At 64.0% G+C, this 15,446-nt stretch carries 16 protein-coding genes; 7 read left to right on the top strand and 9 right to left on the bottom strand.

Annotated elements, in window-relative coordinates; genetic code table 11:
* The first annotated feature begins 32 nt into the window (after positions 1-32).
* Entirely contained in the window at positions 33-488 is a 456-nt protein-coding gene (locus ACR0FC_RS01145; protein WP_170337574.1) for an NUDIX hydrolase, read from the top strand.
* Here the strand turns inward: ACR0FC_RS01145 and ACR0FC_RS01140 are convergent.
* The 3 genes from ACR0FC_RS01140 to ACR0FC_RS01130 form a co-directional block, all read right to left on the bottom strand.
* Positions 485-1,480 carry a 2-dehydropantoate 2-reductase gene (locus ACR0FC_RS01140; RefSeq protein ID WP_170337573.1) on the bottom strand — a complete coding sequence of 332 codons (996 nt, stop codon included), beginning with the start codon at positions 1,478-1,480 and terminating at the stop codon, positions 485-487. The genes ACR0FC_RS01145 and ACR0FC_RS01140 overlap by 4 nt on opposite strands.
* A gap of 78 nt (positions 1,481-1,558) precedes the next feature.
* The gene (locus tag ACR0FC_RS01135; protein WP_170337572.1) at positions 1,559-2,521 is read right to left on the bottom strand and encodes a pirin family protein; all 963 of its coding nucleotides are present in this window, start codon (positions 2,519-2,521) and stop codon (positions 1,559-1,561) included.
* Between the two features lie 102 nt (positions 2,522-2,623).
* Complete coding sequence (locus ACR0FC_RS01130) at positions 2,624-3,466, bottom strand: phytanoyl-CoA dioxygenase family protein (protein ID WP_170337571.1); 843 nt, start codon at positions 3,464-3,466, stop codon at positions 2,624-2,626.
* Between the two features lie 205 nt (positions 3,467-3,671).
* Here ACR0FC_RS01130 and ACR0FC_RS01125 point away from each other — a divergent pair, with 205 nt between their 5' ends.
* Both ACR0FC_RS01125 and ACR0FC_RS01120 read left to right on the top strand, forming a co-directional pair.
* Positions 3,672-4,160 carry a peptidase associated/transthyretin-like domain-containing protein gene (locus ACR0FC_RS01125; RefSeq protein WP_170337570.1) on the top strand — a complete coding sequence of 163 codons (489 nt, stop codon included), beginning with the start codon at positions 3,672-3,674 and terminating at the stop codon, positions 4,158-4,160.
* Between the two features lie 5 nt (positions 4,161-4,165).
* Positions 4,166-4,771 (top strand): ferric reductase-like transmembrane domain-containing protein, encoded by a 606-nt coding sequence (locus tag ACR0FC_RS01120; protein ID WP_170337569.1) that lies wholly within the window; start codon positions 4,166-4,168, stop codon positions 4,769-4,771.
* Between the two features lie 14 nt (positions 4,772-4,785).
* Here ACR0FC_RS01120 and ACR0FC_RS01115 read toward each other — a convergent pair whose 3' ends face one another.
* From ACR0FC_RS01115 to ACR0FC_RS01105, 3 genes are all read right to left on the bottom strand, one after another.
* Complete coding sequence (locus ACR0FC_RS01115; protein WP_170337568.1) at positions 4,786-5,130, bottom strand: 5-carboxymethyl-2-hydroxymuconate Delta-isomerase; 345 nt, start codon at positions 5,128-5,130, stop codon at positions 4,786-4,788.
* A 57-nt stretch (positions 5,131-5,187) separates the two neighbouring features.
* Positions 5,188-6,114, bottom strand: coding sequence for an ornithine carbamoyltransferase (argF, locus tag ACR0FC_RS01110; RefSeq protein ID WP_093963032.1), 927 nt, complete (start codon positions 6,112-6,114; stop codon positions 5,188-5,190).
* A gap of 68 nt (positions 6,115-6,182) precedes the next feature.
* Positions 6,183-7,370 carry an aspartate aminotransferase family protein gene (locus tag ACR0FC_RS01105; RefSeq protein ID WP_170337567.1) on the bottom strand — a complete coding sequence of 396 codons (1,188 nt, stop codon included), beginning with the start codon at positions 7,368-7,370 and terminating at the stop codon, positions 6,183-6,185.
* Between the two features lie 306 nt (positions 7,371-7,676).
* Here ACR0FC_RS01105 and ACR0FC_RS01100 point away from each other — a divergent pair, with 306 nt between their 5' ends.
* On the top strand, positions 7,677-8,561 hold the full coding sequence (locus tag ACR0FC_RS01100; RefSeq protein ID WP_170337566.1) for a DMT family transporter: 885 nt from the start codon (positions 7,677-7,679) through the stop codon (positions 8,559-8,561).
* Between the two features lie 106 nt (positions 8,562-8,667).
* Entirely contained in the window at positions 8,668-9,903 is a 1,236-nt protein-coding gene (locus ACR0FC_RS01095) for an MFS transporter (RefSeq protein WP_170337565.1), read from the top strand.
* Here ACR0FC_RS01095 and ACR0FC_RS01090 read toward each other — a convergent pair.
* Entirely contained in the window at positions 9,900-10,703 is an 804-nt protein-coding gene (locus tag ACR0FC_RS01090) for an ABC transporter permease (RefSeq protein ID WP_170337564.1), read from the bottom strand. The genes ACR0FC_RS01095 and ACR0FC_RS01090 overlap by 4 nt on opposite strands.
* A 126-nt stretch (positions 10,704-10,829) precedes the next feature.
* On the opposite strand from ACR0FC_RS01090, the gene ACR0FC_RS01085 reads away from it, so the two are divergent.
* Together ACR0FC_RS01085 and ACR0FC_RS01080 are read left to right on the top strand one after the other, a co-directional pair.
* A complete protein-coding gene (locus tag ACR0FC_RS01085; RefSeq protein ID WP_093962717.1) occupies positions 10,830-11,408 on the top strand; it encodes a GcrA family cell cycle regulator in 579 nt (192 codons plus the stop codon).
* 5 nt (positions 11,409-11,413) lie between these two features.
* Complete coding sequence (locus tag ACR0FC_RS01080; RefSeq protein ID WP_217354880.1) at positions 11,414-12,058, top strand: NUDIX hydrolase; 645 nt, start codon at positions 11,414-11,416, stop codon at positions 12,056-12,058.
* A gap of 3 nt (positions 12,059-12,061) precedes the next feature.
* Here ACR0FC_RS01080 and ACR0FC_RS01075 read toward each other — a convergent pair whose 3' ends face one another.
* Together ACR0FC_RS01075 and ACR0FC_RS01070 are read right to left on the bottom strand one after the other, a co-directional pair.
* Positions 12,062-13,141, bottom strand: coding sequence for a DUF2235 domain-containing protein (locus tag ACR0FC_RS01075; protein WP_170337563.1), 1,080 nt, complete (start codon positions 13,139-13,141; stop codon positions 12,062-12,064).
* Entirely contained in the window at positions 13,119-15,410 is a 2,292-nt protein-coding gene (locus ACR0FC_RS01070) for a xanthine dehydrogenase family protein molybdopterin-binding subunit (RefSeq protein WP_170337562.1), read from the bottom strand. Before ACR0FC_RS01070 ends, ACR0FC_RS01075 begins: the two co-directional genes overlap by 23 nt.
* Between the last annotated feature and the right edge of the window lie 36 nt (positions 15,411-15,446).

Raw genomic sequence — 15,446 nt, 5'->3', positions numbered from 1 at the left:
GCAGAACAACAAAAAAACGGCAGGCACCCGCAATGACATGGCTGCACAAATTCTGGGAGGGGGTCCTGAAACCCCTGTTTCAGCGTCCGCGCCTCGTGCAGTTCGCGGCGCTGTGTACCCGTGGCGATGGCCCCGATACGCAGGTGCTGCTGGTCACCAGCCGGGACACCGGGCGGTGGATCATTCCCAAGGGCTGGCCGATTGACGGGCTGAACGGGGCCGAGGCGGCGGTGCAGGAGGCCTGGGAAGAGGCCGGCGTGCGCAACGCCGAGGTCGATCCAGAGCCGGTCGGCAGCTACTGCTACGGCAAGGTCCGCAAAAGCGGCGCGATCGATCCGGTCTGCACCACTGTTTATCGGCTGCGGGTCACCGACCTGGCCGATGAATTTCCCGAAATGCACGAACGCACCCGCGAGTGGGTCTCGCCGCAAGAGGCGTCTGAACGCGTCCATGAACCAGAGCTGAAAAAGCTGCTGTTGCGGATCTAACCGCCGGGACCGTGCAGCCCTGCGCGGATCTGATCGGGGGTCAGCGGACCCGTCTCGCCCTGCGTGATCAGCGCTGCCACCCGGTCGCAGATAGGGGTCGGTGTGCCGGTTTCGCGACCCAGGCGGATGATCTCGCCCTGCAGACTGTCGATTTCGGTCGGGCGACCGGCATCCAGATCATAGGCCATCGAGGTGCGCGCGGCGGGGTCGATCGTCAGCATCCGCGCCGCGATGCGCGAAAACAGCGGCGTGGGCAGGCGCAGGATATGCGGCGTCATCGAGGCCGGCAGCGGCGTGGTCGAGGCCACGGGGCGCCCGGAGGCGGCCAGAACCGCCAGCGCCTCGGCCATCTGATCGGCCATCAGACGGCGCCAGTCGCGGTTCAACAGCTGCTCGCGCAGGGTCAGGCCCGACAGCGCGTTCAGAGCATTGTTGAGGTTGATGACCAGCTTGCCCCATTGCACCGCCTCGATCCCGTCGGTTTCGGTGACGGGCAGATCGGGCAAGGACAGGCGGCGGGCCAGCGCGCCGGGTCCGGACTGGATCACGATGTCGCCGGATGTCGCGCGATGCCAGGTGGCCGGACCGGCAGGCACCACGTTGAACGGCACCATCCCGGCGCGCACGTCCCGCCCGGGCAGCGCGGTGCGTAGGGTGCGCGCGTTCTCGATCCCGTTCTGCCACGAAATGACCGGGGTCTCGGCCGGGGCGTACGCGGCGATCAGGCGGCCCATCTCAGCGGTGGCGCCGGTTTTCACCGTGACCAGAACCAGATCGGCGTCGGACAGGCAGGCGGGGTCATCGGACAGGGTCAGACAGTCGGCAGGGATCGTTTTGCGCAGGCCCGAATAGTCGGTCACGGTCAGCCCGTTCTGCCGGATCGGGTCCAGCACCCGCGCCCGGCCCAACAGCGTAACGTCATGCCCGGCATCGGCCAACAGCCCCCCGCAATAGCATCCGATGCTGCCAGCGCCCGCGATCGCCAGTTTCATGCCGTCCCCTTCCCGTTTGCCGCCAAGGATCGCCGGGATCGCGCGGGTGGGCAAGCCGGGCGGGCGCTGACGTCGCGTTCAGCGCGCGCGCCGGGGCTTGGTGCGTTCCAGCTCCGGGGTGATCGGAATGAACTCGTCCTCGTCCCCCGGCGGCAGGTGGAAGGCGCCGTTGGCCCAATCGGCGGATTTCCATTCGCGGATCGCGGTTTCGATCTTGTCCTTCGAAGACGAGACGAAGTTCCACCAGATATACCGATCCTCATTCATCGTGGCCCCGCCCAGCAGCATCAGCCGCGCCCCCGCCGGCCCGGCGGTCACCGACAGGCGGTCACTCGGGCGGAAGACCATCATGCGGCCTTCCTCAAACCGGTCACCCGCGATCTCGACCGAGCCCTGAGTGACGTAGACGCCCCGATCCTCGTGATCGTCGGGCAGCGGAAAGGCGGCGCCGGGGTCCAGTTGCACGTCCAGATAGAAGGTCTCCGACAGCATCGTGACCGGGCTGGTTTCCCCATAGGCCGAGCCGAGGATCAGCCGGGCGCTGACACCGGCATCCTGGATATGCGGCAGCGTGGCCTGCTTGTGATGTTCGAAATCGGGGGCCATGTCCTCGTGCGCTTCGGGCAGCGCAATCCAGGTCTGGATACCGAACAGGCTGTGCCGCTTGGCGCGGGTTTCGGCGCTGGTGCGTTCGGAATGGGTAACGCCGCGGCCCGCGACCATCCAGTTGACCTCGCCGGGATAGATCATCTGATGGGTGCCGAGGCTGTCGCGATGTTCAAATTCGCCCTGGTAAAGGTAAGTAACCGTGCCCAGCCCGATATGCGGATGCGGGCGTACGTCGATGCCGCCATCGGTGATGAACTCGGCCGGTCCCATCTGGTCGAAGAAGATGAAGGGCCCCACCAACTGGCGCTTGACCGAGGGCAGCGCGCGCCGCACCTCGAACCCGCCCAGATCGCGGGCGCGCGGGATGATCAGGGTTTCCAGCGCCGCACCTTCGGTGACGCATTCGGGGCTGTGGGTGGGGTTCCAGCTCATGTCGGCCTCCAATCCGGTGCGGCGGGATGTTTACTCCTGTCAATCTAGCGCAAAATACCGGCGGATAAAGTGCATCTGCGCACAGAAAGGCTGCGGCCCGGATCAGCCCTGTGCACGGGGCCAGAGCTGCGGGAAAAACGGGCCGGCGATCCGGTCGCCCTCAGCATAGCCGGCGGCCTCGAATTGCGCCCGTTCCTCCTTGGCCCAATCGCCGCGATACCGGATCACCCCGTCCGGCCCGGTCATGCGCAGGGTGAAGCGGCGCACGGTTTCCGAGGGCGTGACCGAGGACAGCCCCCCGTGCAGCGTGCGCATGTCGAAATAGATGCAGTCGCCCAGATCCATATCCCATTGCAGCAGGTCATAGGTGCCGGGGTCGGCATTCACATCCGGTGGCGGGTGATAGGTGCGGCCTGCAACCTGCGTGGATTCATAGCTGGGGTGCCCGTCGGCGAACCGCACCCGCATGAACAGCTTGTCCCAAAGGTGCGAGCCGCGCACGAAGGCGATCCCGTTGTCCTTGCTGACCGGTTCAAGCGGCAGCCACAGCACGCACATCGAGCCTTCGAAATCGAAATAGGACAGGTCCTGATGGAATGGCGGGCGCGAGGTCGATCCGGCCTCGCGCAGGAACCAGTTGTCCATCACCAGATTGATCGGCGCGGCGCCCAGCAATTCGGACGCGATCGGCGCACAGGGCGAGCTGCGGACGAATTCCTCGAACTGGGGGATCTTGCTCCAGGCCCAGTAATCCTCGAGATAGGCGGGCGCGTCCGGGTCCTTGGTGTGGCGGGTGAAGTTCTCGGTCGGGGTCTGCAGATCGGCGTCGATGCCCGCGCGCAGCAACTCCAGCCAGTCCGCGCTGAATTTCTGGCGCAGCACCACCGCGCCATCGCGGCGGAAGGCGGTGATTTCATCCTTGGTCAGCAGGTTGGCATCTGTCATCGGCTTCCCCCTTGGTGACGCAAGGAAAAGGATCGCACCCGAATGGCGCAGGCGTCAAAGATTATTGCCGTCTCGGTCCATTCCACGCGCTTTTGTCTGCAGGTCGGCCGGATTTTGCCCGGAACGCTCGGAATGAGTCGTGATCGTGCTATTCTTCCACTGTGGCGGTTGGAACAGCTGCCGGGTCAGCACAGGAGAGGTTTCGATGCCCGGAGATTCACTGAACCGAAGAACCATGCTGGTGGCCGGCACCGCTCTGGTCGCCTCGGCCGGCAGCGGCCTCATCATGCCTGCGCGGGCCAGTGGGTTGGCGCCGACCCCGTCGATGCGGGGCGGATCGAACAACTACCGCCCGGGCGCGCCAATCGTCGACCGGATCGGCGGCGGCGGTTTCTGGATGACCGGCACAGTACGGCGGGCCGGCGACGGCGCGCCCCTGCCCGGTCAGCGCATCCAGGTCTGGGCGCATACCACAGAAGGCCACGAGCGCGACCCTCAGAGCCACGGCGCCACCCTGACCGATGCGAACGGAGAATTCCGGCTGGAGATGCCGCAGATCGTGCCGGCCTTTGGTCAGCCGCATGGACATCTGGCCTATGACAGCGGCGAATTCCAGACCGTCTTCCTGCGGCCGATCATGTCCAGTGCGCGCGACAAGACCCTGGCCGCGCATTTCGTTCTGCAACCGGTCTGAACCACGTGCCGCGCCCGGGCGTCCTTGCGGTTTGGCTGGCGCTGATCGCCGCCATTGCGGTGCCTGTGGTGGTGGCGGGGTTCAGCCCGTATCTGGCCTGGCGCAGCTCGATCTATATCGCTGCGGGCTTTGCCGGGGTCATCGGGTTGGGATTGCTTCTGGTGCAGCCGCTGCTGGCTGCGCGCATGTTGCCGGGGCTGACCGCGATGAACAGCCGAATGGTGCACCGCTGGGTCGGCATCGCCCTGATCGCCATGATTGCCCTGCATGTGGGCGGGTTGTGGATCACCAGCCCCCCGGACGTGGTGGATGCCCTGCTGTTCCGGTCCCCCACTCCGTTCTCGGCTTGGGGCGTGGCGGCCATGTGGGCAGCGTTCGCCGCCGTGGTGTTGGCCGCGTTGCGCAGCCGGCTGGGATGGCGGTTCCGCCTTTGGCGGTTGGCCCATGCCAGTCTTGCGCTTGTGACCATCCTAGGCACGGTCGTTCATGCCCTGCTGATCGAGGGCGCAATGGAAACCGTCACCAAGGCCACATTGTGCGGGCTTGTATTATTCGCCTGCGTCCGAGCGTTGATCAGATTGCAGGTCTGGGACGTGAAACCGCGGGGTTAAGCGACGGGCGCACGTCAGGTCGCCAGGCGCTTGGCATAGGTGGCGCGGTTCATCTCTACATCCCGTACGGTAATGCTGCCGACCTTCGGCGCCGCGGCGGCCAGAACATCCAGAATGATCGCGTTCAGCTCGGCTCGCGTCCGTTCATCCCGTCCCTGCATCAGCAACAGTGAGGCATGGATGAAGGTCTGCGGCTCGGTCCCGATGAAGGAATACGGGATCGGCATCGCGCGAATTTTCAGCGTTGGTGCGTCAAACTCCTGATGCGCGGCTAGGTCCGCATAGAGTTTTTTGCATATGGCTTGAAAATCATGCGATTGCTCAAGTCCGGCTGAAAATTCCAAGACGACGTGCGGCATGGGAGCCTCCGGGATTGAAAGAGAACCAGCGGCTCCCATTGAATGACTGAGGGGGCTTCAGACCCCCAAACACCAGCGCATTACCGCCTTCTGCGCATGCAGGCGGTTTTCGGCCTCGTCAAAGATCACCGAGTTCGGCCCATCCATCACCTCGGAGGTCGCTTCCTCCTCGCGGTGGGCGGGCAGGCAGTGCATGAACAGGGCGTCGGGCTTGGCATGGGCCATCAGCTCGGCGTTGACCTGATAGGGCCGCAGCAGGTTGTGCCGGCGTTCCTTCGCGGATTGGGAATCGTGCATCGAAACCCAGGTGTCGGCCACAACCAGATCAGCGCCATCGACGGCCTTGTACGGGTCGCGTTCGACCACGATCTTCGAGCCCTTCTGGCGGGCGAAACCCATGAACTCTTCCTCGGGATCGAACTGGGCGGGGCCGGTGAAGGTCAGGTCAAAGCCGAACTGGCCTGCGGCATGCAGGAACGAGGCGCAGACGTTGTTGCCGTCACCCGTCCAGACCACCTTTTTCCCGGCGATGGGGCCGCGGTGTTCCTCATAGGTCAGCACGTCGGCCATGATCTGGCAGGGATGGGTGCGGTCGGTCAGGCCGTTGATCACCGGCACGTCCGAGTATTCGGCCATCTCGGTCAGGATGGTTTCGTCAAAGGTGCGGATCATGATCATGTCGACATAGCGCGACAGCACGCGGGCGGTGTCGGCGATGGTCTCGCCATGGCCCAATTGCATGTCCTTGCCCGACAGCACCATGGTCTGACCGCCCATCTGGCGCACGCCTACATCGAACGAAACGCGGGTCCGGGTCGAGGGTTTTTCGAAGATCAGCGCCACCATGCGGCCGGCCAGCGGCTGTTCGTCGTCGGGCGCGGCCTTGGGACGGCCCAACCGGGCCTGCTTCATCGCGCCGGCCTGGTCGATCATCGACCGCAGCGCGGCGGCGTCGGTTTTGTGGATATCAAGGAAATGGTTCATGTCGGTTCGCTTTTTCACTGTCGGTTGCAGGGGGGCGTCGCCCCCGGCGCATTCGGGATGGGGTGGCGTCAGGCCGAGGCGAGTTGGCCTTGAACCTGCCGGGCGGCTTTCTCGAGACGGATCAAAGCTTGGGCGATGTCATCCTCGGTCAGGGTCAGAGGCGGCAGCAGGCGGATCACGTTGTCGGCCGCGGGCACGGTGATGACTTCGTTGTCATAACCGGCCGCGACCACATCGGCATTGGGCGCCTTGCATTTCAGGCCCAGCATCAGGCCGGATCCGCGGACCTCTTCGAACACGTCGGGGTGATCGGCGACTAGGCCCTCGAGCTTTTGGCGTAGCAGACCCGCCTTTCGGTTGACGCCGTCCAGGAAGGCCGGGGTTGCCACGTGGTCCAGAACCGCGCAGCCCACCGCGCAGCCCAGCGGGTTGCCGCCATAGGTCGACCCATGGGTGCCCGCGGTCATGCCGCTGGCGGCCGCTTCGGTAGCCAGCACCGCACCTAACGGGAAGCCGCCACCGATACCCTTGGCCGCCATCATGATGTCGGGCGTGATGCCCGCCCATTCATGGGCAAAGAGTTTCCCGGTCCGGCCGACGCCGCACTGCACCTCGTCGAGGATCAGCAGCAAGCCGTTGTCGTCGCAGATCTGGCGCAGGGCCTTGAGCTCGACATCGGGGACGGGGCGGATGCCGCCCTCGCCCTGGATCGGCTCGATCATGATCGCGGCGGTCTTGTCGCTGATCGCGTTGGTCACACCGTCCAGATCGCCGAAGGCGACATGCACGAACCCCGGCAGCAGCGGGCCGAACCCCTTGGTCATTTTCTCGGACCCGGCAGCGGCGATGCCCGCTGAAGAACGCCCATGGAAAGACCCATCAAACGTGATGATCTCCACCCGCTCGGGTTGCCCCTGATCGTAGAAGTATTTGCGGGCCATCTTGACCGCCAATTCGCAGGACTCGGTGCCCGAATTGGTGAAGAACACCGTGTCGGCAAAGGTCAGATCCACCAGCTTGTCGGCCAGCGCCTGCTGCTGCGGAATATGGTACAGGTTCGACACGTGCCACAGCGCGTGCGCCTGTTCAGTCAAGGCCCCGACCAGTGCCGGGTGGGCATGGCCCAGCGCATTCACCGCAATCCCCGCGCCTAGATCAAGGAAACGTCGGCCGTCCGCCTCGGTCAGCCAGGCGCCTTCGCCCTTAACGAAGGTCAGCGGAGCACGATTGTAGGTCGGCAGAACGGACGGGATCATCGGATCATCCTTTTTGGAAAACTTGAACCCAGTGACTGAAACACTGAGACCGGGTTCGTCAACAGATTTGGTGAGAGATGCGCGGATTTGGGTCGCGCGCGCAGGATCAAACGGGCCGGTTACGCGGTGATGCGTCGGCGTCGGAGCGGCAGGATATGCGCGAGTTTGATCATGGGTGCCCGTATAGCGGGGCCAACCCAGTGTGGAAAGGCAAAATGTATCCGCCCATGGATTTTTTGCAGGCGCGGGTCGGGCGCCTTGCAATTCGGGCTTGTCATTTCTTTTACGCTGGCGCACCGATGGCCCATGTTCTCACCACAAGCCCACAACCCTGCCCTGGCAGCCGTACTTATCTTCTGCGCCAGCGCTTTCATCGCGGGCACGACATTGCTGGCCAAAGCTCTGGGCACCGAGACACTGGGCCCGCCCCTGCACCCGATGCAGATCAGCCATGGCCGGTTCCTGTTCGCATTTGTGGTCATCGTGGCAGCGGTTGGCGTTCTGCGTCCCCAACTACGGCGTCCCCACTGGGGCCTGCATGTCGGACGCACCAGTTTCGGGTGGTCTGGCATTACTCTGATGTTCGCGTCGGTCGCCTATATCCCCATAGCCGATGCCACGGCGATATCGTTTCTGAACCCTGTTTTCGCGATGGTTCTGGCCATTCCTCTGCTGAAAGAGACCGTGGGGCCTTGGCGCTGGTTGGCGGCGGCGGTGGCTTTGACGGGGGCCATCATCCTGCTGCGCCCGACCCCCGACAGCTTTCAACCCGCGGCTCTGCTGGCCTTGGCGGCGGCGGCAGTGATCGGGATGGAACTGATCTTCATCAAAAAGCTGTCTGGCCGCGAGAGCCCCATCCAGATCCTGCTCATCAACAATGCCATGGGCTTGACGATTGCCAGCATCGCGGTCGCAACCGTCTGGCAGCCACCATCGCCCGCTCAGTGGGCGGCTTTGGCCGGCATTGGTTTTCTGATGGCTTGCGCGCAGGCCTGCTTCGTCAATGGAATGGCCCGGGCAGATGCCTCGTTCGTAGCGCCAATCAGCTATGCAACGCTGATATTCGCCGCGCTTTATGACTTTGCGGTGTTCCGGGTCGTTCCGGATTGGGTCAGTTTGCTGGGCTCAGGGGTCATTCTGACCGGAGCGCTGATCCTTGTCTGGCGCGAGGCCCGAGCCAGACGCCGCTAGGATTTTTTCTACGGCCTTGTCCGCAGGCGACCCCGATGTCGCAAACTCTCATGAAACCGACACCGCATGACGCACCCTGAATGCGGTTGGTTAGAGAGATTGCCCGATGCACGAACGCCGAATCCCGGAATGGGTCCGTCATGCGCCCGCGCCCTCCGTTCGCAAGTTCGGAATACTTGCCGGGTTCGAGGCCGTGGTTCGCGGCATCCTGATTTCCGTGTTCCCCTTGGTGATGTACCGGGCCATGGGCGACGCCGGGTCCGTCTCGCTCGTTTACTTTCTGGTCGGCCTCGTTTCGTTATTGGCCGGACTGATGGTGCCGTTCCTGATCCGTTATGTCCCGCGGCGATGGGCTTACACCGCTGGCTGCGTTATGTTCATCACCGGCGCTCTTCTGGCCATCGACGGCAGCCCCAAGGCCGTGATCGGCGCACTTGCGCTGAACACCGTGGCCGCGGTGGTGACTTTCATCTGCTTCAACGCCTACGTTTTGGACTACATCAGCAAGATCGAGCTCGGCCGCTGCGAAACGAGCCGGATGTTCTACAGCGCGCTGGGTTGGACAGCGGGGCCGATGGCAGGCGTGATGCTGATGGAATTATGGGCCCCTGCCCCTTTCGTCATCAGCACGGCCGCCGCCACTGGGATGCTGATCATGTTCTGGGCCATGCGTCTGGGCAACGGCAAACTGATTACCAAGGCCAGAGGTGCGACGAAGAATCCGCTGTCATTTCTGCGACGGTTCTTTGCCCAACCGCGGCTGGTGGCCGGGTATCTGTTTGCCATGATCCGGTCCTGTGGCTGGTGGATCTATGTGGTCTACCTTCCGATTTTCGCCATCGAAAACGGGTTGGGTGAGCAATTGGGCGGCACGCTTTTGTCCGCCACGAACGCCATGCTGTTTGCTGCCCCCCTGATTCTGCGCTGGGTCCAGAACCGGTCACTGCGCAGCGCCGTGCGAACAGGCTTTGCCGCCTGCGCCACATGTTTTCTGTTGGCTGCATTTCTCTCGGGCTGGCCGGTGGCATCGGTCGTCGCACTGGTCATGGGGTCAATCTGGTTGATCGTGCTGGACATATGTGCCGGGCTGCCATTCCTGATGGCGGTGAAGCCGTCCGAGCGGACAGAGATGTCCGCAATCTATTCCAGCTATCGCGACGTTTCGGGAATTCTGACACCGGGCGTTGCCGCCTTGGTGTTGCTGGCGACACCGGTGGCTGGTGTTTTTGCGGCAGGTGGGCTTGCAATGCTGGGAGCCTGGTCCGTGGCCGCACGACTGCACCCGCGGCTGGGACGCCCTCGCGTACCGCTGCAGCCCGGTTCGTTGTCCGAAGCTGCCTAGGCCTTCAAACGGTAACCGGTCCGCAGCATTTGCCAGATGACGGCGCAGATCAGCAGGGTCGACAGCAAACAGACGGCCATCCCCAACATCGGGTTGCTGTCCGACACACCGATCATGCCGTATCGCAATCCGTCGATCAGGTAGAAAACGGGGTTCACGTGACTGATCCTGTTCAGCAACGGCGGCAACGCATCGACCGAGTAGAAGGTGCCGGACAGAAACGCCAGCGGGGTAACGATGAAGTTGGTGATTGCGGCCATCTGATCGAACTTGTTGGCAAAAACCCCTGCCAGCAGGCCCAGCGCGCCCATGAACGCACCCCCAAGAATGACAAAAACCAAGGCCAGCACGGGATGCTGCGGCATCAGCCCCAAGCCAAGCGCCAGCGCAGCGGCCAGCATCAACGCGATCAGCACACCCCGTGCGATGCCGCCCGCCAGATAGCCCAGCAAGATCTCGAGTGGGGACAACGGCGGCATCAGCGTGTCCACGATGTTGCCCTGCACTTTCGAGATCACCATCGAGGACGAAGTGTTGGCAAAGGCGTTCTGAATCACCGTCATCATCATGATCCCGGGCGCCAGGAATGTCAGGAACGGCACGCCCATCACATCCGGTCGCCCTGGGCCGACGGCGATGTTGAAGATCAGCAGGAACAGGCCCGCTGTGACCAGAGGCGCCAGCAGGGTCTGCGTCCAGACCGCCAGAAAGCGCAGGGTTTCGCGCTGAGCCAGTGTCCACAACCCCATCCAGTTGACCGCTCCGAAACGGCGCATGTCCTGATCCGCGAGATTCTGCATTCCTGCCCCCAATCTGATTCGATGACCGCTTGTAACTCGGCCCGCAGTGATTAGAATAGGGCGCTGAGACGAATTCCGAAGGCGGCCCGTGACCGAGGCCGCTTTCCCGCTTTTGAAAGGCTACCCATGTCCTGGACAGACGAGCGCGTTGAACTGCTCAAGAAAATGTGGGGCGAAGGCCAGTCGGCCAGCCAGATCGCCAAGGAACTGGGCGGGGTCACCCGCAATGCGGTGATCGGCAAGGTCCATCGCCTGGGCCTGTCGAACCGGACCACCGGCGCCGCTCCGGCCAAGGCCGAGCCCAAGGAAAAACCGGCCCCCGCACCCAAGGCCGAGGCCAAGCCCAAACCCGCCCCCAAGACCGAACCGGCCCGCCCTGCAGCAGCCGCACCGGCCGCCGAGGCAAAGCCGGCCACGCCGCCGCGCCGCCAGATCATTCCGGCCGGCCAGCCGCTGCCGCCGCAGCCTTCGGCCAATGAAATCAGCCCCGAGGCGCTGGCCAAGGTCAACGAGGTCGAAAAGAAGGCCAAGAAGCTGACCCTGATGGAACTGACCGAAAAGACCTGCAAATGGCCTGTGGGCGATCCGGCCACGGATGATTTCTGGTTCTGCGGTCTGCCGGCCGAGCCGGGCAAACCCTATTGCGAGGCGCATGTGGGCGTCGCCTTCCAACCCATGAGCTCGCGCCGCGACCGGCGTCGCTGAGGCCCATGCGCCAGGATCCGACAGCGATGGAGGATACCTGGCTGGCCCGGGCCAAACGGCTTTTGGCGCTGGCCGAAACCGGCCAGCATTTCACCACCGATCCGTTCGACCGCGAACGCTATGACGAGATCGCCGGAATGGCCCGCGCGATGCTGTCCGATCTGGGTCGGGTGCCTTTGTCACAGATCGAAATGACGATGCCTGCCCATACGGGCGGATACGCAACACCCAGCATCGACATCCGCGCCGCCGTAATTCGCAACGGCGGTATCCTGCTAGTACGGGAACGCAGCGACGGGTTGTGGGCGATGCCTGGCGGTTTTGCCGATATCGGCAGCTCTCCGGCGGAGAACATCGAACGCGAAGTCTTGGAGGAAGCCGGTCTGCGTGTCACGGCGCAGACACTCTATGCCGTACGCCACAAGGCACGGCATCCCTACCCGCCAGATCCACGGGACTTCTACAAACTGTTCTTCCTGTGTAGCCCTTTGGATGCCGCCACCCCGATACCGGGCCCCGAAACCAGCGAAGCGGCGTTTTTCGCCCCGGATGCGTTGCCGGACCTGTCCCGGACACGCAATCTGGAAAAAGACATCCACGCTGCGTTTCAGGCGAACGGCAAGTCACCCAGCCCGGCGAAGTTTGACTGACCGTTACTGCGCCGGATGTGAATGCGGCCCTGCCGGCAAATTCACCCATTTGGGCAGTTCGCCGGGCGAAACCGAGACATGCAGGCGTTCGGACGGGTCCTGACCTACGGTGCGATGCTTGCGCAGCAGGAAGATCTTGCCCCACCCCCGCCACGTCCCGACCGACGGTGCATGGGGATCAGTGGGAAAGCGGTTGCGCCAGTCTTCAGGCAGCGGCAGACCATGCAACTCGGCCTTGTCGAGCATCCACACCAGCGAAATGTTGGCCAGCGGTCGCGCGGGCTCGAACCCGCTGAGTTGCCCCCCGACGTCACCATGCGTGCCGCGGAACCAAACCTGTTCGCAATGGCCTCGGAAATCCGGTGCGGTCGACCAAAGGATCGGCGTGAAGACCTCTCGCGTTTCATCCAGCGCCAGCGCATGATACCCGTGCCGGGTGGACGGCCCGAGGTGGTGGTTGTGAAATGAATGCCGCTCTTCGGCCATGCGCCACAGCAGCGGCAGGCGCAGTCCCAATGCCTTGACCGTGTCCCAGACGCCGATCATCTCAATTTCGACGCCGTCGTGGCAGAAATTCCGGCGAAAGTCTTGCGCCGCCTGCCCGCCCGGGTTGCACTCATAATGCCGGTAGGCCTGCTTGATGTTGCGCTCGGTCGCATGCTCGGCCTGCAACAGACCGATCATATCGATGACGCCGGCAAGGCTGCGCACACCATAGGCGCCGCGGGAATAGCCGATGAAGTAGATCCGATCGCCGGGCTTGTACCGCGAGGCAAGATAGCCGTAGGCCCTGCGGATCTGGCGATTGATCCCCCGCCCCATCATCACGTCCAGCGTGGATTTCCAGCTCTCCCATTGCACGCCCGCTTCATAGAAGACCGAGACCCGATTGCCCATTTCACAGCACAATCGAAAGGTCTGGCCGGCATGGGTTTCGAAGCCGGGCTCCAGGGTCGACATCGTTCCGTCCAGGATGATGACATGACTGATGGGTTCGCGGTGGCGCGTTTCGGCAGAATGCTCGGACCGCAGGGGGCGGCCGAGCCATCCAAGTATCTTCTTACCGAACCGCGACAGTACCATTCGACAACAATTCCCAAACCTTGACCGGAGTGAACGGCATGTCAGCCTGCCGCACCCCATGATCCCAGAGCGCATCCTGCACCGCATTTGCAACCGCGGCCAATGCGCCAACGGTGCCTGCCTCGCCGCATCCTTTCATTCCCATGGGGTTGGCGGTCGACGGAACCGGCGCCGAGGTAAACCTAATCATGGGTATGTCAGCGGCGCGCGGCAAGGCGTAATCCATGAACGTTGCCGTGAGCAACTGCCCCTCACCATCATGCACCACGTGCTCGCACAGCGCCTGGGCGATACCCTGAGCCACCCCGCCATGCACCTGCCCTTCGGCCAGCATGGGGTTGATGAGATTGCCGAAATCATCGACGACCGTATAGCGGTCGACCGTCGTCGTGCCGGTTTCCGGGTCGATCACGATCTCGGCAACATGGGCGCCGTTGGGATAGCTGCGCGCCTCGAGCCGCGTGCGGGCCTCGTGCTGCAGCAGGTCGGTGCGGGCATCCGCGCGGGCCATCTCGGCCGCTTCGATCAGCGTGGGCGTCAGGTTCGACCCCGGCGCGCGAAAGGTTTCATGGTCGAAGGTCACATCGCTTTCCTCGACCCCCAATTTATCCGCCAGATAGGGCGTGAATGCGGCAATCATCTGGTCAATCGTGACCAGGGTCGCCGCGCTTTGTACCGTGACCGAGCGCGACCCGCCGGTACCGCCGCCCTGCGCCAGACGGTCGCTGTCACCCTGTACGACACGGATCCGGTCGGCCGGAATTCCCGTCTGGTCCGACAGGAACTGGGCATAGACCGTCTCATGCCCCTGCCCGTTCGATTGCGTCCCAACATAAAGGTTCACGGTGCCATCCTGACCGAATTCGATTTTTGCGCCTTCGGAAGGGTCGCCCAGAATGCTTTCGATATAGTAACAAAGCCCCTGCCCCCGGATCAGGCCGCGTTCGGCGTCGGCGGCCTTGCGCGCGGCGAAACCATCGGTCTGTTCGGCGGCGCGGGACAGGACCATTCCGAAATCGCCCACGTCATAGGTTTCACCGGTCGCCGAGACATAGGGAAAGGCCTCGGGCCGGATGAAGTTGCGGCGGCGCAGCTTCCACGGGTCGACGCCCAGCTCGCGCGCGGCGCGATCCATCGCGCGTTCCAGCACATAGATCGCCTCGGGGCGGCCGGCACCGCGATAGGCATCGACCTGGGTGGTGTTGGTATAGAACCCTTCAACCCGCAGATAGGTTTTCTGCACGTCATAGACGCCGGGCAGCACGCATTTGAACAGGTTGGTCTGGATCGCCTGGCCGAAATGGCTGTTGTACGCGCCCAGGTTGCAGCGGCTGTGGACCCGGTAGGCGGTGATGCGAAGATGCTCGTCAAAGGCCAGTTCGGCCAGCGAGGTCAGGTCGCGCCCGTGGTGGTCGGACAGCATCGCCTCGGTCCGGTCCGACATCCAGTGCACGGGCTGGCCCAGTTGCATCGCCGCTACTGCGACCGAGAAATACTCGGGGTACGGCATCGCCTTCATGCCGAACCCGCCGCCCACATCGGGCGTGGTGACATGGACCGCCTGCGGGTCCAGCCGCAGCTTGTCGGCCAGCTGCGCCTTCATCCCCCAGACGCCCTGCCCGCCATAGCTGAAATGCAGCCGCCCGTCGGACCAGACCGCGTTGCAGCCGCGCGGCTCGATTGAGTTCACGATCACCCGGTTGTCGGCCACCTGCAGCGACACGACATGAGCGGCAGCGTTAAAGGCGGCTTGGGTCGCGGCCTCGTCGCCCACGGCCCAGTCAAAGGCGCGGTTGTCGGGGGCCTCGGGGTGCAGCGGCTCACCGCCCGGCGCAAGGTCCAGCTTGGCGGGGCGGTCGGCTGTGTCCATCCAGATCAGCTCGGCGGCGTCGCGGGCCTGCGCCAGCGTTTCGGCCACGACCATCGCCACCGGCTCGCCGACAAAGCGCACCCGGTCGCGGGCCAGCATGTGGCGCGGGGGACTGGCGGCGCGGCTGCCGTCGCGGTTGACAAGGATCGTGGCGCTCAGCACCGGGTCGATTCCGGCGGCGATCAGGTCATCGATGGTCAGCACCAGCCGCACACCGGGCGCGGCGCGGGCGGCGTCGAGGTCCAGCGCGGTGATGTCGCCATGCGCCACCGGGCTGCGAAAGAACACCGCGTACAGCGCACCGGGCGGCACCGTATCGTCCATGTAGCGCCCCTGACCGGTCAGGAACCGCTGATCCTCGGTCCGGGTGACCGGTTGGCTCTTGCCGAACTTTTCCATGACGCGCCCCTTTCGCTGCCTCAGACCGCGACCCTA

The organism is Ruegeria sp. BB9 (assembly GCF_056539345.1).
The sequence above is the reverse complement of the archived record's forward strand: the minus strand, read 5'-3'. Positions and strand labels throughout refer to the sequence as shown.